This is a genomic window from Streptococcus sp. oral taxon 058 str. F0407, from assembly GCF_000235485.1.
Lineage (GTDB): Bacteria > Bacillota > Bacilli > Lactobacillales > Streptococcaceae > Streptococcus.
This window is the reverse complement of sequence record NZ_JH378873.1, coordinates 1-19627: the sequence shown is the minus strand read 5'-3', so window position 1 is coordinate 19627 and position 19627 is coordinate 1. Positions and strand designations below refer to the sequence as shown.

16 protein-coding genes and 1 pseudogene are annotated in these 19627 nt (G+C 43.7%); 5 read left to right on the top strand and 12 right to left on the bottom strand.

Annotated features, from left to right (window positions below; all coding sequences use genetic code 11):
* Positions 1-89: 89 nt before the first annotated feature.
* The 6 genes from HMPREF9184_RS00170 to HMPREF9184_RS00140 form a co-directional block, all read right to left on the bottom strand.
* Positions 90-524 carry a cytidine deaminase family protein gene (locus HMPREF9184_RS00170; protein ID WP_000355935.1) on the bottom strand — a complete coding sequence of 145 codons (435 nt, stop codon included), beginning with the start codon at positions 522-524 and terminating at the stop codon, positions 90-92.
* A gap of 12 nt (positions 525-536) precedes the next feature.
* The gene (gene gltX, locus HMPREF9184_RS00165; protein ID WP_000031069.1) at positions 537-1997 is read right to left on the bottom strand and encodes a glutamate--tRNA ligase; all 1461 of its coding nucleotides are present in this window, start codon (positions 1995-1997) and stop codon (positions 537-539) included.
* 127 nt (positions 1998-2124) lie between these two features.
* Positions 2125-3474: a glucose-6-phosphate isomerase gene (locus HMPREF9184_RS00160; RefSeq protein WP_000018253.1), complete on the bottom strand. Its 1350-nt coding sequence runs from the start codon at positions 3472-3474 to the stop codon at positions 2125-2127.
* Between the two features lie 168 nt (positions 3475-3642).
* A complete protein-coding gene (locus HMPREF9184_RS00150) occupies positions 3643-4332 on the bottom strand; it encodes a gamma-glutamyl-gamma-aminobutyrate hydrolase family protein (RefSeq protein ID WP_000124762.1) in 690 nt (229 codons plus the stop codon).
* Between the two features lie 138 nt (positions 4333-4470).
* Positions 4471-6237: an ABC transporter ATP-binding protein gene (locus HMPREF9184_RS00145; RefSeq protein WP_000859997.1), complete on the bottom strand. Its 1767-nt coding sequence runs from the start codon at positions 6235-6237 to the stop codon at positions 4471-4473.
* A gap of 1 nt (position 6238) precedes the next feature.
* Positions 6239-7945, bottom strand: coding sequence for an ABC transporter ATP-binding protein (locus HMPREF9184_RS00140; RefSeq protein WP_000904377.1), 1707 nt, complete (start codon positions 7943-7945; stop codon positions 6239-6241).
* Positions 7946-8151: 206 nt separating this feature from the next.
* Between HMPREF9184_RS00140 and HMPREF9184_RS00135 the strand changes: the two genes are divergently transcribed.
* Positions 8152-9168, top strand: a complete 1017-nt coding sequence (locus HMPREF9184_RS00135) for an NAD(P)H-dependent glycerol-3-phosphate dehydrogenase (RefSeq protein WP_000745020.1) — start codon at positions 8152-8154, stop codon at positions 9166-9168.
* Between the two features lie 21 nt (positions 9169-9189).
* Positions 9190-10089, top strand: coding sequence for a UTP--glucose-1-phosphate uridylyltransferase GalU (galU, locus tag HMPREF9184_RS00130; protein WP_000811025.1), 900 nt, complete (start codon positions 9190-9192; stop codon positions 10087-10089).
* Between the two features lie 67 nt (positions 10090-10156).
* On the opposite strand, the gene HMPREF9184_RS00125 is transcribed toward galU, so the two are convergent.
* From HMPREF9184_RS00125 to pbp1b, 6 genes are all read right to left on the bottom strand, one after another.
* A complete protein-coding gene (locus HMPREF9184_RS00125; RefSeq protein WP_000658484.1) occupies positions 10157-10837 on the bottom strand; it encodes a rhomboid family intramembrane serine protease in 681 nt (226 codons plus the stop codon).
* A complete protein-coding gene (locus HMPREF9184_RS00120) occupies positions 10821-11360 on the bottom strand; it encodes a 5-formyltetrahydrofolate cyclo-ligase (RefSeq protein WP_000648426.1) in 540 nt (179 codons plus the stop codon). Before HMPREF9184_RS00120 ends, HMPREF9184_RS00125 begins: the two co-directional genes overlap by 17 nt.
* 11 nt (positions 11361-11371) lie before the next feature.
* The gene (locus tag HMPREF9184_RS00115) at positions 11372-12502 is read right to left on the bottom strand and encodes an N-acetyldiaminopimelate deacetylase (protein WP_000885063.1); all 1131 of its coding nucleotides are present in this window, start codon (positions 12500-12502) and stop codon (positions 11372-11374) included.
* A gap of 68 nt (positions 12503-12570) precedes the next feature.
* Positions 12571-13269, bottom strand: a complete 699-nt coding sequence (gene dapD / locus HMPREF9184_RS00110; RefSeq protein ID WP_000127444.1) for a 2,3,4,5-tetrahydropyridine-2,6-dicarboxylate N-acetyltransferase — start codon at positions 13267-13269, stop codon at positions 12571-12573.
* A gap of 85 nt (positions 13270-13354) precedes the next feature.
* Complete coding sequence (locus HMPREF9184_RS00105; RefSeq protein ID WP_001046349.1) at positions 13355-14263, bottom strand: DMT family transporter; 909 nt, start codon at positions 14261-14263, stop codon at positions 13355-13357.
* Between the two features lie 80 nt (positions 14264-14343).
* On the bottom strand, positions 14344-16806 hold the full coding sequence (gene pbp1b, locus HMPREF9184_RS00100) for a penicillin-binding protein PBP1B (RefSeq protein ID WP_000664445.1): 2463 nt from the start codon (positions 16804-16806) through the stop codon (positions 14344-14346).
* Between the two features lie 140 nt (positions 16807-16946).
* Here pbp1b and tyrS point away from each other — a divergent pair, with 140 nt between their 5' ends.
* The 3 genes and pseudogenes from tyrS to HMPREF9184_RS00085 all read left to right on the top strand — a co-directional run.
* On the top strand, positions 16947-18203 hold the full coding sequence (gene tyrS, locus HMPREF9184_RS00095; RefSeq protein WP_000546872.1) for a tyrosine--tRNA ligase: 1257 nt from the start codon (positions 16947-16949) through the stop codon (positions 18201-18203).
* A gap of 53 nt (positions 18204-18256) precedes the next feature.
* A complete protein-coding gene (locus tag HMPREF9184_RS00090; protein WP_001095539.1) occupies positions 18257-19105 on the top strand; it encodes a putative RNA methyltransferase in 849 nt (282 codons plus the stop codon).
* A gap of 85 nt (positions 19106-19190) precedes the next feature.
* Positions 19191-19627: pseudogene (locus tag HMPREF9184_RS00085) on the top strand (IS3 family transposase); the annotation flags it as partial.

Sequence of the window (19627 nt, the reverse complement as noted above, 5' to 3'; positions counted from 1 at the left end):
TACCTACTTTTTCTCCTTTGTCAAGAACTTTTTTTCAGCCTATACAAATTCTTTGAAGATAATAGGAAAGAGCCAGTTTAACTGACTCTCTATTTGGCTTGCCAATTAGTCGCACGTTCCTCTCCCCACCAGTACGGGATCAATTCGGCAACTTTGATTGTTTTTCTTGTTTCGTAGTCCATCATGAACTCTGCTTCTTTATTTTCAGCATTCAATTCTAAGAGAAATTCTCTACATGCGCCACAGGGCATACCTGATCCTTCGCCATAGGGTGGCTTATCTCGAAAGGCTAGGATTTTCTTAACTTTAGTTTGTCCTGAAAATTGGTACATATTGAAGAGAGCTGCTCGTTCTGCACAGAGATGAAAAACGCCACAAGTACTTTCCATACAAAATCCTGTGAATATTTGACCATCTTCTGCTTCTACCGCAGCAACGACATGGTTAGCATAAACAAAGTCAGAAACTTCGTGGGGATTGTATAAGGTTCGTGCTTTTTCATACATCTTTTCCCAGATATCCATTGGCAGTCCTTCTTATTTAGAAATCTCTTTGAGCATGTTTTCGATATGCTGGATTGATTTTTCACGTCCGAGCAAGAAAATGGTGTCTGGCAATTCTGGTCCATGCATTTCACCTGATACAGCAATACGAATAGGCATGAAGAGATTTTTTCCTTTGATGCCTGTTTCTTTTTGGACTGCTTTGATTTGTGGGAAGATGTTTTCTGTCACAAATTCTTCATCTGTCATCGCTTCTAGTCTCGCTTTGAAAGCTTCTAGAACAACTGGAACGGTTTCTCCAGCCATGATCTCACGCTCAGCGTCTGTCAACTCTGGGAAATCTGAGAAGAAAAGGTCAGTTAAAGGAACAATTTCATCCACTGATTTCATTTGTGGTTTGTAGAGTTCCACCAATTTTTCGGCCTTGTCAGTCAAACGCCCTGCTTCTTCTAGGAATGGTTTTGCCATCTCAAAAATGGTTGCTAAGTCGGCTCTCTTGATGTAATCATTGCTCATCCAGTCTAGTTTCTTTTGGTCGAAGGCTGCTGGAGACTTGTTGAGGCGGCTTTCATCAAAGAGCTTGATGAGTTCTTCGCGAGAGAAGATTTCATCTTCACCACCAGGATTCCAACCGAGAAGGGCGATAAAGTTAAAGACAGCTTCTGAAAGGTACCCTTTCTTACGGTAGTCTTCGATAAACTGAAGGGTGTTGGTGTCACGTTTAGACAATTTTTTACCCGTTTCAGAATTGATAATCAGAGTCATGTGACCGAACTCTGGAGCTTCCCAACCAAGCGCTTCATAAACCATGAGTTGTTTTGGTGTATTAGCAATGTGGTCATCTCCACGGATAACATGAGAAATCTGCATATCATGGTCATCGATAACAACGGCAAAGTTGTAAGTTGGGTAACCGTCTTTCTTTTGGATCACCCAGTCACCACCGATATTGCCACCTTCAAACTCGATATCACCTTTGACCATGTCATGCCACTTGTATATACCAGACTCATTAACTGCCAAACGAACAGTCGGGATAATACCTGCTGCTTCACGTTCTGCGATGTAAGCTGCTTTTTCTTCTTTGCTCATGCCAAGGTATTCATTGACGTAGCGAGGTGTTTCGCCTGCTACTTCCTGACGTTCGCGCTCAGCTGCCAACTCTTCTTCTGTAACGTATGATTTGTAGGCTTTTCCTTCAGCTAGCAATTGGTCGATGTATTTTTGATAGAGTTCCAAACGCTCAGACTGGCGGTAGTTTTCATGAGTTTCTGGGCTTTCATCCCAGTCCATGCCCAACCAACGAAGATTTTCAAGCTGTGAACGCTCACCATCCTCAACATGGCGTTTACGGTCAGTATCTTCGATACGGATGATAAAAGTTCCACCATGATGGCGTGCGTAGAGGTAGTTGAATAATGCTGTACGGGCATTTCCGATGTGTAGTAGTCCTGTTGGACTTGGTGCGTAGCGTACGCGGATATCTTTTGACATAGTTTCTCCTATAAAGTCTCTAGGCGTCTGCCTTTTTGCTTTCTATATTATATCACAAGTCTCGCCTGAGTCCAATGTCTATGAATAAAGAGAGTAAAAAGAGTGGTCAAGCCACTCTTTTCTTCTATTATAGACGTGCGTTTAGTTCTTTGCTCAATTCTTCAAATCCTGGTTTACCAAGGAGGGCAAACATGTTGCGTTTGTAGGCTTCAACACCTGGTTGGTCAAATGGATTGATAGCATTCAAGTAACCTGAAAGGGCGATGGCCAATTCGAAGAAGTAGATGGTGTAACCAAGAGTGAAGGCATCTTGCTCTGGAAGAGTCACATACATGTTTGGCACGTCACCGTCTGTGTGGGCAAGAAGAACACCGTCAGTTGCTTTTTTGTTTACAAAGTCAACGTCTTTTCCTTGAAGGTATCCAAGGCCGTCAAGGTCTTCTTCCAAGCTAGGGATAATCACGTTCTTACGAGGTTTGTCAACACGGACAACTGTTTCAAACATGATGCGAGTGCCTTCTTGGATAAATTGACCAAGTGAGTGCAAGTCAGTTGAGAAGTTAGCTGAAGTAGGGTAAATACCTTTTTGGTCTTTTCCTTCTGACTCACCAGCCAATTGTTTCCACCATTCTGAGAAGTATTGAAGTGATGGTTCGTAGTTTACCAAGATTTCAGTAGCGTAGCCTTTACGGTAAAGGATGTTACGTACTGCTGCATATTGGTAAGCTTCATTTTCAGAGATTTTATCTGAAGTGTAGTCTTTACGAGCTGCGTTGGCACCTTCCATAAGAGCTTTGATGTCTGCACCTGATGCAGCGATTGGAAGCAATCCAACTGCTGTCAATACTGAGAAGCGTCCACCGATGTCATCTGGAACTACAAATGTTTCCCAACCATTGGCATCTGCTTCAACTTTCACAGCACCTTTTTGGCGGTCAGTTGTGGCATAGATACGTTTGTTTGCTTCTTCTTGACCGTATTTCTTAACCAAGAGTTCTTTAAAGACGCGGAAAGCGATCGCTGGTTCTGTTGTTGTACCTGATTTAGAAATCACGTTTACTGAGAAGTTTTTGTCAGCTACATACTCTACCAAGTCAGCAAGGTAAGTAGATGAGATTGAGTTTCCTGCGTAAAGGATTTGTGGCGCCTTACGTTCTTCTTTTGTTTGCAAGTTAGCAAAGTGGTGATTCAAGAAGTCAATGGCTGCTTTGGCACCAAGGTAAGATCCACCGATACCGATTACAACCAAGACATCGCTATCTGACTTGATTTGCTCAGCAGCTTTCAAGATGCGGTCAAATTCTTCGCGGTCGTAGTTTTCAGGAAGGTCCAACCAACCCAAGAAGTCGCTACCAGCACCAGTTCCTTTGCGAATCAATTCGTCTGTAGCTGTTACTTGCGCTTGCATGTATTCCACTTCATGTGGGGCAACAAATTTGTCTAAAACTTTTGAATAATCAAATTTAATATGTGACATGATAATCCTCCAAAATTTCTTCTTTTCTATCATAACGCTTACCTTCGATTTTTTCAAGCTTTTTTATTGAATTTGCCCAATTTTTATCAGAATTCAAACGTTTGCGTAAATTTGCTAAAATATAAAAAATCTGAAAGGGCGAATAAAAACGGCTAGATATTCTAACCGTTACAATTCATTTAATAAATACTCAAATAATTCTAAATTGCCATCTTCTTCATTGACCAGGAACTCTGGGTGCCACTGTAAACCGATAATACGATGCTCGTCGACAGACTCAATCGCTTCCACTGTCTGATCTCGAGGGTCCACCGCTGTCACACGGAAATTAGGTGCCAGATCTTTGATACTCTGACGATGGACTGAGTTGACCTGACTTTCTTTGCCAAACAACTTAGCCACCACGCTTCCTTCTACTGTCTCAATAGAATGAGATGTTCCAAAAGGCAAGCCTTGCCAGTGACCTTCAATTTCTTGGTAGAGAGTGCCGCCAAAAGCAACATTGACCAGCTGAACTCCGCGACAGATTGCCATAATAGGTTTATTCTGACGGAGCGCTTCTTTCAGGAGAGCTAGCTCAAACTCATCGCGTACAAGGTTGTAATCATCGCTCTCAATGGTTTTTTTCTCTCCATAAAACTGAGGATGGACATTTTGCCCACCTGTCAAGATGAGTTTGTCAATCATTTCCACATAATCGCGCACAATGGACTCATCTCCTACAGGAATCACTAAAGGGAGACCACCGACTTGACGAATGCTCTCTGCAAATTTACAGGATACAGATGAGTGAATGTTTTTCCCTTCTGCATCTACAGGACATAGATTTGCAGCAACTCCTACAACCGTTCTAGCCATGATGGGGCTCCTTTCGATTTTCTAACGATAGTCCTATCTTATCATTCAAGCTCTCTGCTGTCTAATATGTTTTTTAAAAGACCGTGATAAGTATTTTTTATGGACAAGAAAAAGCTGCCCAAGAGGACAGCTTCTTTTTTATTCGAAGACAAATTGGTTGTGATACAGTTCTGAGTAGAAACCGCCGAGTTTGAGCAACTCGTGATGATTCCCACGTTCAATGACTTCTCCATCTTTGAGGACAATAATCTGATCGGCATTGAGGATGGTCTTGAGACGATGAGCAATCACAAAACTGGTTCGACCTGCTACTACTGCCTCCATGGCATGTTGAATCTTGCTTTCTGTTACGGTATCCACATTGGAAGTCGCTTCATCTAAGATTAGGACTTGAGGATCTGTCATCAGAGTTCGAGCGATGGAAATCAATTGTTTCTGACCAGTTGAGAAGATATTTTGCTCATCATCAATAACGGTATCATACTTGTCAGGCAAGCTTTCGATGTAGTCATGAATATGGGTTGCCTTGGCAGCAGCTTCGACCATTTCCTGACTCGCATCTGGCACACCGAAGCGTATATTGTCTCGGATCGTTCCACTAAACAAAACCGAATCCTGTAAGACAATACCGACCTTGCTCCGCAGACTGTCCAAGTCGTAGTCACGGATGTCTTTGCCATCAAAGCAAATGCTACCTGCATCCACATCGTAGAAACGATTGATGAGGTTCATGATGGTTGTTTTCCCCGAACCAGTCGGACCGACAACTGCTATCATCTGTCCTTTAGGAGCTGAAATGCTAACATCTTTCAAAATCGGCTTGTCAGGCACATAAGAAAAATCAACATGACTGATTTCAACACCTTCTCGCAATTCCGTAAAGGCAGGTGCATTTTGCGGGCGAATCTCTTCTTCTGCATCGAACATTTCTTGGATACGATCTGCCCCAGTAAAGGCCAACTGGAGACTCCCCCAGCTAGCAGCCACCTGGATAATCGGCTGGTAGTACTGCTGAGAAAATTGGGTAAACATGACGATCAAACCTAGGGCTGTCGTTGTTTCGATGCTTGGATCATTCAGTAGGACAGCCGAACCTGCAAAAATGACGATGGCCGTATTGACCAGGCTCATCCCATTCATAACAGGAAAGAGGATGCCTGAGAACATTCTCCCTTTAAAGGTTGCCTTACGCACGCGCTCATTTCGCTCCACAAAGCCTGCTACGATGTCGTCCTGAATCCCTTGTACGATAACAGCTTTCTGCCCTGAAATACTTTCGTCCATGTAGGCATTGAGTTTCCCAACCTCTTTTTGCTGGAGATCGGTGTACTTGCGAGCCATTTTCACAATGAAGACCAACATGAGAAAGGCCACTGGGGTGCTGGCTACTGTTATCAGGGCTAGCGTCACATTTTTTGAAAACATGACAAAAATCAAACCGATGTAAAGAGCAATATTGCTCATAACCTGAACTAGGCTTTCATTGAAGGCTTGAAGGATGTTATCCAAGTCACTAGTGAAGCGAGAGAGAATATCACCATCCTGATGGCGGTCAAAGAAAGAAACCGTCAAACGGGAAAGTTTGCCAAAGAGATCCTTACGCATCTCATTTGTCGACTCGGCAATCACACGGGTCATCAAGGCCATGTAAATCAAGCTAGACACAACCAAGACAAGGACAACCAGAGCTAGATTCAGCATCAGAGCTGACAAACTTTGCCAGGCTTGTTCTGAAGTCCCATTTTGATAAGCCAAAACCAGATTAGCGAGCTCCGTCACTGCTTGACCTGAAAAAACAGGAAAGAGGGCTTGGGCAATCGTCGCAATCGCAACCATCAGAATCACAATGACAAAGGAGAGCTTGTAAACTTTAAAATAATTCCAGAAAAATCGAACTGTTTTCATTTTATTCCTCCTTTCCCTTTTGTGTTTCGTAGATTTCACGGTAGACGGCATTGCTAGCTACCAAGTCTGCATGTTTTCCTTCTCCAATTAAACGTCCTTGGTCCAAGACCAAAATCTTGTCTGCATGGACGACTGAACTGATTTTTTGAGCGATGATAATCGTTGTTGTCCCTTTCAGGTCTTTATTCAAAGCTTCCTGCACGAGCCTCTCTGACTTGGCATCCAAGGCCGAAGTCGAATCGTCAAAAATCAAGATACGGGGATTGCTGACAATCCCACGGGCAATCGACATCCGTTGTTTTTGTCCACCAGAAAAGTTGGTACCTCGTTCTTCGACCTGACTATCAAATTTATTTTCCATGCGCCCGATAAATTCGCTGGCTTGGGCGATTCGTGCTGCACGTTCCAATTCGGACACGCTAGCATTGCCTTTCCCTTGACGGATATTATCTGCAATGGTCCCACTAAAGAGAATAGCACGTTGCAAGACGATAGAGACTGTTTTACGCAAGGTTCCCTCGCTGACGTCTCGAATGTCCTTGCCACCAATCTTGATAGAACCCTCCTGTGGGTCAAAAAGTCGTGGAATTAACTGAGCAAGAGTGGACTTACCTGCCCCAGTCGCTCCAACAACACCGACCATCTGACCAGGTGCAATATCAAAGGTTACATTCTTAAGCATGGGCTCTTCATCGGTAGGATAAGTGAAGGTCACATTTTCAAAAGAAAGACTTCCTTCTAGATCCTCATCTGGAAGATCCTTAAAAGTCATCGCTGACTCAGTATCTAGAACCTCACGGATACGCATCATCGAAATCATACCACGACTGACTGTATTCCCCAAAAAACCTATCATGACAATGGTGAAAATAATCTGACTGAGATAGTTAACGAAGGAAGCAAGGGAACCAACGACAGACGAATCTGATTGGGCCATTCCACCCACCAGCCAGATTGAAAGAAAAACTGCTCCATATCCGACTAACATCATAAAGGGCTGCATTACAGAAAAAGCATAACCGATGTAGAGATTTTGACCCAGAAGCTCATCTGAGACCTCAGTAAACTTGTTAAATTGCTCTTTTTCTTGCACAAAGGATTTAACCACACGCACACCACGTAGATTTTCCTTGGCGATAGCATTAATTCGTTCAAGAAGGGTCTGAAACTTGGCAAAGCGCGGCCCCATCATCCCCATCATGATACCTGTAAGCGCAAAAATCAGCACTACCATAAGGACAATTACCCACCAAAGCGAAGGCAGGGTGTGAACCGCTAAGATAAAGGAACCGATAAAAAGCAAGGGAAGACGGAAAAGGATTTGGAAAACCATCATCACCACATTCTGAATTTGGTTGATATCATTGGTCATACGGACTACTAAATTTCCAGCGTTAAACTGCTCAATATTAGCATAAGAAAAGGTTTGGATTTTACGAAAAGCATCTTCCCGAAGATCCGAAGATACTCCCTGAGCGATATAGGCTGCAAGAAGAACATTGACACCACCTGCAACCAGACCCACGAGGGCTACTCCTATCAACCATGCCCCAATACTATAAATAGCCTCATGTCGGCCAGCCAGTAAAGCATCTAAAACCTCCTGCAAATAGCGAGGTTGCAAGAGCGAGCTCGCAACCATCAAGCCTGTCATCACAAAGGATGCCAAGGCTTGCCATTTATAGGCTTTAATTTTTTCAATCAGCATACTTCCTCCTAATCAGATAGACAAAAGGGAGTGACGAAATTCGCCAGCTCCTCTCATTCTTTCATGTTGATGCTATTCTAGCAAAAAAGAGGAATCTTGTCAAAGGCGTTTTCGTATTATAAATTAGTGCGCTTTCACTCGTAAGTAATGCATGAAAAGGCTTTTTATGATAAAATGAAAAGAAGAACTCTTACAAGGAGGAAAAAATGAAGAAACAAACCATAGCTGTCTTGGGTCCTGGGTCTTGGGGAACTGCCCTTTCGCAGGTCCTAAACGACAATGGACACGAGGTTCGGATTTGGGGAAATATTCCTGACCAAATCGATGAAATCAATAGCCAACATACAAACAAACGCTACTTCCAAGATATCCTACTCGACGAAAACATCAAGGCCTATCATGACTTAGAAGAAACATTAAAGGGTGTGGACGCTGTTTTATTTGTTGTCCCAACAAAAGTAACGAGACTGGTTGCCCAACAAGTAGCAAAGGTACTCGATCACAAGGTTGTCATCATGCATGCCTCCAAAGGCTTGGAACCAGATAGTCACAAACGCCTATCAACCATTCTTGAAGAAGAAATTCCAGCTGATCTCCGTAGTGAAGTCGTCGTTGTTTCAGGACCTAGCCACGCTGAGGAAACCATTGTACGCGATATCACCTTGATTACTGCAGCCTCCAAAGATCTTGAAACTGCCCAGTACGTCCAAAACCTCTTTAGCAATCACTACTTCCGCCTCTATACCAATACGGATGTTATCGGGGTTGAAACTGCCGGTGCTTTGAAAAACATCATCGCAGTTGGTGCAGGTGCATTACATGGCCTAGGATTTGGTGACAATGCCAAGGCAGCCATCATCGCCCGTGGCTTAGCAGAAATCACCCGTTTAGGAGTAGCTCTTGGAGCTAATCCTCTGACTTATAGCGGTCTTTCTGGAGTCGGTGATTTGATCGTAACGGGGACATCCGTCCACTCTCGCAACTGGAGAGCGGGTGACGCTCTCGGTCGTGGAGAATCTCTAGCAGATATCGAAGCCAACATGGGCATGGTCATTGAGGGAATTTCAACGACCCGAGCAGCTTACGAACTGGCTCAGGAATTGGGTGTCTACATGCCAATCACACAAGCCATCTACCGAGTTATCTATGAAGGTGTCAATATCAAAGAAGCAATCAATGACATCATGAGCAATGAATTTAAAGCAGAAAACGAATGGTCTTAGACCCTTATAGAAAGGAACATTATGAAACAAAAAGTCAGAAAAGCAGTCATCCCTGCCGCTGGATTGGGAACTCGTTTCCTCCCTGCAACTAAAGCCTTGGCCAAGGAAATGTTGCCAATCGTAGACAAACCAACCATCCAATTTATCGTTGAAGAAGCCCTCAAGTCTGGAATCGAAGATATCTTGGTTGTTACTGGTAAGTCAAAACGTTCCATCGAGGATCACTTCGATTCAAACTTCGAATTGGAATACAACCTCAAAGAAAAAGGGAAAACGGATCTTTTGAAACTAGTTGATGAAACGACTGGCATGCGTCTGCATTTTATCCGCCAAACTCATCCACGCGGTCTCGGAGACGCTGTTTTGCAAGCCAAGGCTTTCGTCGGAAATGAACCTTTTGTCGTTATGCTTGGTGATGACTTGATGGATATCACCAACGACAAGGCTGTTCCGCTTACCAAACAACTCATGGATGACTACGAGCGTACGCACGCGTCCACTATCGCTGTCATGCCTGTCCCTCACGACGAAGTATCTGCCTATGGGGTGATTGCTCCGCAAGGTGAAGGAAAAAACGGTCTTTACAGCGTTGAGACCTTCGTTGAAAAACCAGCTCCAGAGGATGCTCCTAGCGACCTTGCTATTATTGGACGCTACCTCCTCACACCTGAAATTTTTCAAATCCTCGAAAACCAAACTCCAGGTGCAGGAAATGAAATTCAGCTGACAGATGCGATCGACACCCTCAATAAAACACAACGTGTATTTGCTCGTGAGTTCAAGGGAGCTCGCTACGATGTCGGAGATAAGTTTGGCTTTATGAAAACGTCCATTGACTACGCCCTCAAGCACCCTCAAGTCAAGGATGATTTGAAAGACTACCTCATCCAACTCGGCAAAGAGTTATCTGAGGGGAAATAAAAAACATCTTATATACAATAAAGAGCCTGGGACAATAGTCCCGTGGCTCTTTTTAACTATTCCACCTCTACACATAGCTCATTCCTTTGTAGAAAAGGAAAACGGCTAGTGCGATAAAAAGTAGAGTTGCTCCGATTCGCTGGCTGGTACTAAACATCCTTTTTTCCCATTTGACTGGAAAGATGACTGCTAGAAAGGCACCGCCTACTGCACCACCAATATGTCCTGCTAGGCTAATTCCTGGAATCATAACACTGCCAATAATATTTATCACGAAAAGCGTCAGATAGGATTGCCCCAACTGCTGGATATAGAGATTGCGAGTTGCATAGCGCAAGACGATGATCGCTGCAAATAGCCCATAGAGGGAGGTGGATGCTCCTGCCGCTAGGGTTTTCGGTGTAAAAGCAAAAACGAAGAGATTCCCCATCATTCCTGATAAGAGATAGAGAAAGAAGAACTGCTTAGAGCCGAAAATCTCCTCCACCTGTCGTCCAAGAAAGTAAAGTGAAATCATATTAACAATGAAATGTTCCCAACCGATATGCACGAATATAGCCGAAAAAAGGCGCCAGATCTGTTCTGGGAACAGGCGAATAATCGGTCCATACATAGCTCCAAACTGAAACAGAGTTTTTGTCTGATCAAAGTTGATACCCGTAGTAATCAACATCAAGAGAAATACCAAAGCTGTCATTAGGAGAAAAAGACTAGTAACAGGGTAACGTTTATCAAAGATTTCCTTCATAGATTAGCACCTCCTGGACGGGAATATCGTGGTCTTCCGAGTTAAATTCTTGAACTTGACAAGGATAGATTGTGCTCAGGCTATGCCCAGCAAAATTCTCCAAATAACGGTCATAGTAGCCCCCGCCATATCCGATCCGATAGCCCTCTGTTGTAAAAGCCAAGCCCGGAACATGAATCAAATCAATCTGAGAGGTATCCACCACTTCCAAATCTCCTTGGGGTTCCAGTAAACCAAAGGAAGTTTTTACCAACTGCTGCGGATCGTAACCCACAAACTCCATGCGCCCCTTGGGATACGTTTTGGGTATCAGCACCTTTTTGCCATCCCTTAGCGCCTGCTCGATTAGTTCCTGGGTTTGAAATTCGTGCGAAAAAGAGAGATAGGTTGCGATGACCTTGGCTTCTTGATAAAAGGAGTGATTCAAAAATCGTTTTGTTAAAGCTCGATCCATAGCCTGTTTTTGTTCTTGAGATAAAACCTTCATTTCTTGCAAGACTTGCTTGCGTAGTGTTGCTTTCATAGACAATTCCTCTACTCTGCTGCCTTCTTTTTCAGGAAACTATAGACCGCATCCACCCCAATAGCCAGAGCTTCTTCCTTAGGACTCATCTGAGGGTGGTGAAGGGCGTAGGGACTATCGATACCTAGCCAAAACATAACCCCATCGACCTTTGAAAGGAGATAACCAAAGTCCTCGCCTGTCATAGCAGGATCGATATCAATCAACTCGATTCCCTCTTTTTCTTTAAAGAAGTTCATCAGTTCACGCGCCAAGGCTGGATTGTTCTCAACAGGTAGGTAGCCTCCTTGCTTGAGTTCCACTTCGACTTCCATATCAAAGGCTGCTGCAACTCCCTCTGCTACTGCCGTAACCCTCTTTTGCACCAAGAGACTCATGTCCTGTGTCAAGGCCCGAATAGTTCCATGCAAAAAGGCTGTGTCTGTGATGACATTGTTGGTTGTTCCAGCTTGGAAAAGGCCAAAGGTCACTACTGCTCCCTCGATTGGGTTAACATTGCGGCTGACAACTGACTGCACCTGGGTCACAAAGTAACTAGCAGCCACCAAGGCGTCATTGGCTTCATGCGGGAAGGCTGCGTGCCCGCCTTTTCCTTTGAAACGGATCTTAACTTCGCAAGTCCCAGCAAAGAGTGTGTGAGTATTGGTCGCAATCTGACCGACTTTCAGATCTGGACGAACATGGAGCCCATAAAACTGGTCTGGTAGCCAGTCACCAAAAGCGCCATCCTCATACATGAGCATACCACCCGCTTCATTTTCTTCAGCAGGTTGAAATAGGAAGAGCAGATTATTCTTAGGTTGCTCCTCAAGGGCGCGCTCGAGACAGCCCAAGGCAATAGTCATGTGGAAATCATGTCCGCAAGCATGCATACGACCTTGGTGTTGGGAAGAAAAAGGTAGTCCTGTTTGTTCAACGATAGGCAGTCCATCAATATCTGTTCGCCAACCAATGGTCTTCTTCGGCTGACTTCCCTGCAAATAGACCAAAATCCCTGTCCGCCAGGTGCGAACTTGAACAAAATCCTTGCCCGCAGTCAATTTCTCAATCACATCCAGCAAATATGCCTGAGTTTTGAATTCCTCCAAGCCAATCTCTGGAATCCGGTGCAAATCTCGTCGAATCTGAATCAAATCTAACATCTATCTATCCTCCGATATAGCAGAAAGAGGCTGGAAAAAGGGTTCCGCCTCTTTTTTTACTTTTACAATTACAAGGTACGAAGCGCATCCTCTAGCGCTGTTTTTTGTTGGGTTTGGCTGTCGATTTCTTTGATGATACGAGCCGGAACGCCTGCTACCACCACATTTTCTGGTACGTCTTGGGTAACGATAGCTCCTGCGGCAACGACTGAACCACTACCAATTTGGACACCCTCGATAACCACTGCATTAGCTCCGATGAGAACATTGTCCCCAACACGGACTGGATCTGCGCTAGCCGGCTCAATTACACCTGCCAAAACTGCACCTGCACCAACGTGACTGTTTTTCCCAACGATAGCACGGCCACCGAGGATAGCACCCATATCAATCATGGTTCCTGCTCCGATTTCAGCACCGATATTGATAACAGCTCCCATCATGATAACAGCATTGTCACCAATTTCAACCTGATCACGAATAATAGCACCTGGCTCGATACGAGCATTGATATCACGTTTATCTAGCAAAGGAACTGCAGAATTACGAGCATCTTGCTCAACAACATAGTCTTGATTTTCTACCAAACCATCAAGAAGCGGAGCGACGTCCTTCCAGTCTCCAAATAAAACATTTCCCAGTTTGACAACAGAGCTTGGTACAGCAGTTGCGAGTTCTCCTTCAAAGGTTACTTTGACACTGGTTTTCTTTTCAGCATTAGCAATAAATTGGATAATTTCTTGAGCATTCATTTTTGTAGCAGTCATAGGCACCTCCTGGTTCATTATAATGATACCTATTCTACCAAAAAAGGCTTCAAATTTGAAGCCTTAAGCACTCGAACAGAACATTTTACCTTTCCTTCGTTTCCTCAATTGATAAGAAAACCATTGGAACGATAATCAAAATCATAGCCAAAGCTAGAAAACCATCCAAAACCATACCTAGAAATAGCACACTTAACAATGCAGAAGATAAAGGTTCGCTGGCACTCACAACTGACACAACTAACGGTGAGACGAGTAGCACAGCCTTCATCGAAAGGAAAAAAGCAAAAGCCGTTCCAAACACAGCAATAGTAAAACAAATCAAAAGGCTTGTCACATCAAGTTGAAAGGTAATCTGATGAACAGGATAAAGAAAATTGCTAAAAACACCTGCTAGCAACATCCCCCAACCAACGGTTGGCACAAAACCATAGTCACGCGCAAAACGCTGAGGTAGGATAACGTTGAACATGACCCCTACAGCACTGAGTAGCCCTGTCACCAAAGCCAGAGGTGTCATTGATAGCTTGGATAAATCCCCTTTTGTAGCCATCAAAAAAACACCTAGCATGGCAATCAAAACATAGAGAATGGCTGTGATAGAAGCCTTCTTTTGATAGATGATACGATTATAAAACAAGATAAAAACTGGACTGATAAATTGCAAAATCGTTGCTGTCGTCGCATTTGAATATTCAACACAGAGGTAGAAGAAAAACTGCACAGAAAAAATACCTAGAATAGCGTAGGCTAAAAAAGGCAGATAGTTTTTCTTATTTCGCCAAATATCCAATAGTTGAAAGCGCAACTGAAAGGCAGATAAAAACAAGACCAAGCTACCTGCCAAAAGCAGGCGCATGGAAGTGATCCAGCCAGACGACACCTGATAATGGGCGAAAAAATATTCTCCTAAAATACCACAAATCCCCCAGATTAGACCTGACAACAGTGAATATAGAGTTCCCTTAAAAATCTTCTTTTGATACTTATTCATTCTCCTATTGTAACACGAAATGAAAAAAGAAAAAAGTAGCACGAAACATAATATTAAATGAAACTTGCTACTTTTATATTCTATCGATTTGATTGATTTGAGCGAGTTGATGAACTTGTTCCCGAACTGCTACTTGAACTTGGAAGAGTTGGGCTAGGAAGACTCGGTAAACTTCCTAAAATGCTCTTCCAAGCATTTTGATAATCTGCATCGCTCCCTCCGATAGCAAAGCGGTAAGTGGTTACTGGCGCCCCTTCTTTAGTAGCCCAATAACTCGTTACTGTAGAACCTGAAACGGTGACTTCTTTGCCATTGATTGTGACCTTGCCTGCTTTCTCCCCTGTCGATTTGAGGACTTGAGATTTTGTCACACTTGGATCGAGATTGAAGCGCTCATTTCCCCATATTCCAGGTTCGGCTTGCTGGATGGCATTAACCAAGTGAGCCATATAATTGGCGTTTCGGTAATGACCTGCACCCTTAGCTAGCGGTCGGTTGTCGTCGTGACCTAACCAACCTCCTAAAGTCAATCGAGGTGTAGAAAGCATGAGCCACATATTTTCATCTTCATTGGTCGTACCGGTTTTTCCAATCCAGTCGGCGCGAGCTAGGCTTGGATTGATAGAAGCCAAGTCCGTCTGGAAGCTCGAAGTAATTCGAGATGAGATCACCTCGCGAAGCAGACTCTGCATGATGGTCGCTGTCGCTTTTGAATAGACTTGGACAGGTTGACTTTTATGCTCATAAATCACTTGCCCCGTCGTTGATTCAATCTTGGAAATCATATGTTTCTTGTGGTAGACCCCATTATTAGCCAAGGTCTGATAACCATTGGTATGCTGGGCGACTGTAACCTCAATTCCTCCACCCATCGGTAAGCTTTCGATACCGTATTCAGGAATTTCGTAGCCCATTTTTTCCATATAGCCCTTGACATCGACACCCTTCTCTCGAAGCGTACGATAAGTCCAGTAGGCTGGGATATTCCATGAGTAGTTAAGAGCTTCTCCCAAAGTCATCATCCCTGTACCAGGACTATTGACATACATGATGGGATTGCCGTTTGAAAAGTTTGTCGGATAGTTTGATAAGATACTTGCACTTCCCATCAAACCTTGGTCAATCGCAATACCATAGGCCAGTATAGGCTTAGTTGTTGAAGCTGGAGAACGCTTGGTATCGATAGCGTGATTATTCTGATTTTCTTGATAATTACGACCACCGACAAAGCCAAGAATAGCTCCAGTTTGGTTGTCCATGAGGACATTTCCTACCTCAGGCTGGCCTGTCGAATCATCTAGTAATCGGCCATAATTCGCAACCGCATTTTGCATCGCAGCATGAACATTTTTATTGATGGTGGTAGTAATTTTATAACCACCATTTTCAATTTCCTTGGTTGCTAGGTCATGATAAGCTTTCTGGATGGACTCATTCTTTAGCTCTTGCGCAGAGACATGATCTCTCTCAACTAGATAATCATACATCCGATCTGTGGCTTCTGCCAAGGTTGCAAAGTAGAGATAGTCACGCGAAGTACCGCTAACGCTACCAGATGGTAGGAAGTCTTTCTTAAAGTCATAATCCTTGTACTTATCGTACTCTTCCTGACTTAGAGCACCTGTTCGATACATGTTGTAGAGGACATCCTTGGCACGCTTGATTCCCAAGGCAATGTCCTCATCGCTCTTCATGCTACCATCAGATTCATAAGGGGAATAACTAATCGGGCTCTGCGGCAAGCCTGCGATAAAAGCCGCTTGAGGTATCGTCAAATCTGAAGCATTAACACCAAAAATTCCTTCTGCAGCTTGCTGGGCACCTGCAATATTTTGACCTTTGTGATTGCGGCCAAAAGGAGCAATATTCAGATAGGTCGTCAGAATTTCGTCCTTGCTCATAACACGCTCCAAGGCAAGAGCATCTACGATTTCTGTCGCCTTACGAGCTAGAGTGGGAGCATCCCCCACCACTTGCTGCTTGATAACCTGCTGAGTCAAGGTCGAACCACCACTGGATGACCCCAGACCGACAAAAGTTCCCAAGGTCGCACGAATAACGGCCTTAGGCACAACTCCCTTGTGCTCGTTGAAATTCTCGTCTTCTGTCGCAATGATAGCCTTTTTAAGATTATCCGAAATAGCACCTGAAGCGACTGAAGTGCGCAACAAATCGCCCTCGATCGAGGCAATGGTACTGCCGTCAGAATAAGTGATTTCTGAGATAGAGGCAATATCCTTCACTTGCTTGACCAACTCTTCTGCTTGAGGGACTTGGGCCTTGTCAAATAGGGCAACTCCATAACCCATAGCCACCCCAGCACCAAACAGTCCACCGATAAAACCTAGGATAAAGAGAGTATTAAAAACTATTTTAAACCCACTCAAAACCTTAGCAAAATTAGACCCTGCCTTTCCAGCTTTGTCAGAAGAGGTCCCTTTTTTACCGGTTTTCTTATCTGCTTGTCTTTGTTTCCATTTAGCAGTTAGCTGCTGGAAAACATGTAGCATTTTTGTTTTTAATTCATTAATTCTTTCTTTCATGAATGTCCTCACTTTCTCTATTATACCATAAAAGGTAAACTTTCAATAAAATAGCCACTTTCTTCCCTATTCCACTAGGCTATTGCCCAAGTTTGTGATACAATAGGTAGAAACAATATTTTAAAAAGGAGAAAAGACATATGCACATTTTTGATGAGCTAAAAGAGCGTGGTTTGATTTTTCAAACGACTGATGAAGAAGCTTTGCGTAAAGCCCTAGAAGAAGGTCAAGTTTCTTATTATAGTGGCTACGATCCAACTGCTGACAGCCTTCACCTCGGTCACCTTGTCGCTATCTTGACAAGTCGTCGTTTGCAATTAGCAGGTCATAAACCCTATGCGCTCGTTGGCGGTGCTACAGGTCTCATCGGAGATCCGTCCTTCAAAGATGCTGAACGTAGTCTCCAAACAAAAGACACAGTGGATGGCTGGGTCAAGTCTATCCAAGGACAACTTTCTCGCTTTCTTGACTTTGAAAACGGTGAAAATAAAGCTGTCATGGTCAACAACTACGACTGGTTTGGCAGCATCAGCTTCATTGACTTCCTCCGTGATGTCGGAAAATACTTCACTGTCAACTACATGATGAGTAAGGAGTCTGTGAAGAAACGGATCGAAACAGGGATTTCTTACACAGAGTTTGCTTACCAAATCATGCAAGGGTATGATTTCTATGTCCTTAACCAAGACCATAACGTTACCCTGCAAATCGGTGGTTCTGACCAGTGGGGAAACATGACAGCTGGTACCGAATTGCTACGTCGTAAGGCTGACAAGACCGGCCACGTTATCACAGTTCCCCTTATCACAGATGCGACCGGGAAGAAATTTGGTAAATCAGAAGGAAACGCAGTCTGGCTCAACCCTGAAAAAACTTCTCCATACGAAATGTACCAATTCTGGTTGAACGTCATGGACGCTGACGCCGTTCGCTTCTTGAAGATCTTTACCTTCTTGTCACTGGATGAGATTGAAGACATCCGCAAACAGTTTGAAGCAGCTCCACACGAACGCTTGGCTCAAAAAATCCTGGCTCGTGAAGTCGTGACTCTTGTTCACGGAGAAGAAGCTTACAAAGAAGCCCTCAATATTACCGAGCAACTCTTTGCTGGAAACATCAAAAACCTTTCTGTCAAAGAACTCAAACAAGGACTTCGTGGAGTGCCAAACTACCAAGTACAAGCAGACGCAAACCACAATATCGTGGAACTCCTCGTCTCATCTGGTGTAGTTAACTCAAAACGCCAAGCCCGTGAAGACGTTCAAAACGGAGCTATCTACGTCAACGGCGACCGCATCCAAGACCTTGACTATGTCTTGAGCGACGCAGACAAGCTCGAAAACGAACTGACTGTTATCCGCCGTGGGAAGAAGAAATACTTCGTCCTTACATATTAAAAAACCGACTGGAGGCATTTGCCATCCAGTCCTTTTTTTGCTAGACTTAAACTATGAATACAAACCTCAAACCAAAACTTCAACGTTTTGCTACTGCTAGTGCCTTTGCCTGCCCTATCTGTCAAGAAAACCTCACCTTGGTAGAGTCTAGCCTAAAATGTAGCAACCGCCATTCTTTTGACTTAGCAAAATTCGGCTATGTCAATCTAGCACCGCAAATCAAGCAATCCGCTAACTACGACAAGGAAAACTTCCAAAACCGACAACAAATCCTAGAAGCTGGTTTTTATCAGGCTATTTTAGAAGGTGTTTCGGACTTACTAACAACTAATCCATTCGCAAAAACTGTCTTGGATATTGGTTGTGGCGAAGGGTTTTACTCTCGCAAACTACAAGAAAGTCACTCTGACAAAACCTTTTACGCCTTTGATATTTCCAAAGATTCCATCCAAATCGCTGCTAAGAGTGAACCCAACTGGGCAGTCAACTGGTTTGTCGGCGATCTGGCTCAACTTCCTATAAAAGACGCCAGCATGGATATCCTGCTTGATATCTTCTCGCCTGCCCATTATGGAGAATTTCGCCGCGTTTTATCCAAAAATGGCATCTTGATCAAGGTCATCCCAACTGAAAATCACCTCAAGGAAATCCGTCAAAAGATTCAAGACCAACTGACAAAGAAGGACTATTCCAACCAAGATATCAAGGATCATTTCCAAGAACACTTCAGCATCCAATCGAGCCAAACAGCCTCCCTGACCAAACCCATCACAGCAGAGAAACGCCAAGCCCTGCTTGCCATGACGCCCCTACTCTTTCACGTCGATCAAAGTAAGATTGACTGGAGCCAACTGACAGAGGTTACCATCGAAGCAGAGATCCTAGTTGGGAGAGTACGGTAAATTAGTTTAAATACGAAAAAACGCACCTTTTGAACTGCACCCCAAAAGTTAGACAGAAAAAATCTAACTTTTGGGGTGTTTTATTATGAAATTGAGTTATGAGGATAAAGTTCAGATCTATGAACTTAGAAAACAAGGATATAGCTTAGAGCAACTTTCAAATAAATTTGGGATAAACAGTTCTAATCTTAGATACATGATTAAATTGATGGATCGTTACGGAATAGAGTTCGTCAAAAAAGGCAAGAATCGTTACTATTCTCCAGAACTAAAACAAGAAATGATTGATAAAGTCCTACATGAAAACTGGTCTCAAGATAGAGTTTCTCTTGAATACGGTCTCCCAAGTCGTACGATACTTCTTAACTGGCTGGCGCAATACAAGAAAAACGGGTATACTATTGTTGAGAAAACAAGAGGGAGAGCAGCTAAAATGGGACGTAAACGGAAGAAAACTTGGGAAGAAATGACAGAATTAGAACGACTCCAGGAGGAGAATGAACGCTTACGGACTGAGGTGGC

Bases quoted from the DNA above. Each gene is read 5' to 3' on its own strand.
- HMPREF9184_RS00170 (WP_000355935.1), bottom strand. From the start codon at position 524: ATGGATATCTGGGAAAAGATGTATGAAAAAGCACGAACCTTATACAAT.
- gltX (WP_000031069.1), bottom strand. From the start codon at position 1,997: ATGTCAAAAGATATCCGCGTACGCTACGCACCAAGTCCAACAGGACTA.
- HMPREF9184_RS00160 (WP_000018253.1), bottom strand. From the start codon at position 3,474: ATGTCACATATTAAATTTGATTATTCAAAAGTTTTAGACAAATTTGTT.
- HMPREF9184_RS00150 (WP_000124762.1), bottom strand. From the start codon at position 4,332: ATGGCTAGAACGGTTGTAGGAGTTGCTGCAAATCTATGTCCTGTAGAT.
- HMPREF9184_RS00145 (WP_000859997.1), bottom strand. From the start codon at position 6,237: ATGAAAACAGTTCGATTTTTCTGGAATTATTTTAAAGTTTACAAGCTC.
- HMPREF9184_RS00140 (WP_000904377.1), bottom strand. From the start codon at position 7,945: ATGCTGATTGAAAAAATTAAAGCCTATAAATGGCAAGCCTTGGCATCC.
- HMPREF9184_RS00135 (WP_000745020.1), top strand. From the start codon at position 8,152: ATGAAGAAACAAACCATAGCTGTCTTGGGTCCTGGGTCTTGGGGAACT.
- galU (WP_000811025.1), top strand. From the start codon at position 9,190: ATGAAACAAAAAGTCAGAAAAGCAGTCATCCCTGCCGCTGGATTGGGA.
- HMPREF9184_RS00125 (WP_000658484.1), bottom strand. From the start codon at position 10,837: ATGAAGGAAATCTTTGATAAACGTTACCCTGTTACTAGTCTTTTTCTC.
- HMPREF9184_RS00120 (WP_000648426.1), bottom strand. From the start codon at position 11,360: ATGAAAGCAACACTACGCAAGCAAGTCTTGCAAGAAATGAAGGTTTTA.
- HMPREF9184_RS00115 (WP_000885063.1), bottom strand. From the start codon at position 12,502: ATGTTAGATTTGATTCAGATTCGACGAGATTTGCACCGGATTCCAGAG.
- dapD (WP_000127444.1), bottom strand. From the start codon at position 13,269: ATGACTGCTACAAAAATGAATGCTCAAGAAATTATCCAATTTATTGCT.
- HMPREF9184_RS00105 (WP_001046349.1), bottom strand. From the start codon at position 14,263: ATGAATAAGTATCAAAAGAAGATTTTTAAGGGAACTCTATATTCACTG.
- pbp1b (WP_000664445.1), bottom strand. From the start codon at position 16,806: ATGAAAGAAAGAATTAATGAATTAAAAACAAAAATGCTACATGTTTTC.
- tyrS (WP_000546872.1), top strand. From the start codon at position 16,947: ATGCACATTTTTGATGAGCTAAAAGAGCGTGGTTTGATTTTTCAAACG.
- HMPREF9184_RS00090 (WP_001095539.1), top strand. From the start codon at position 18,257: ATGAATACAAACCTCAAACCAAAACTTCAACGTTTTGCTACTGCTAGT.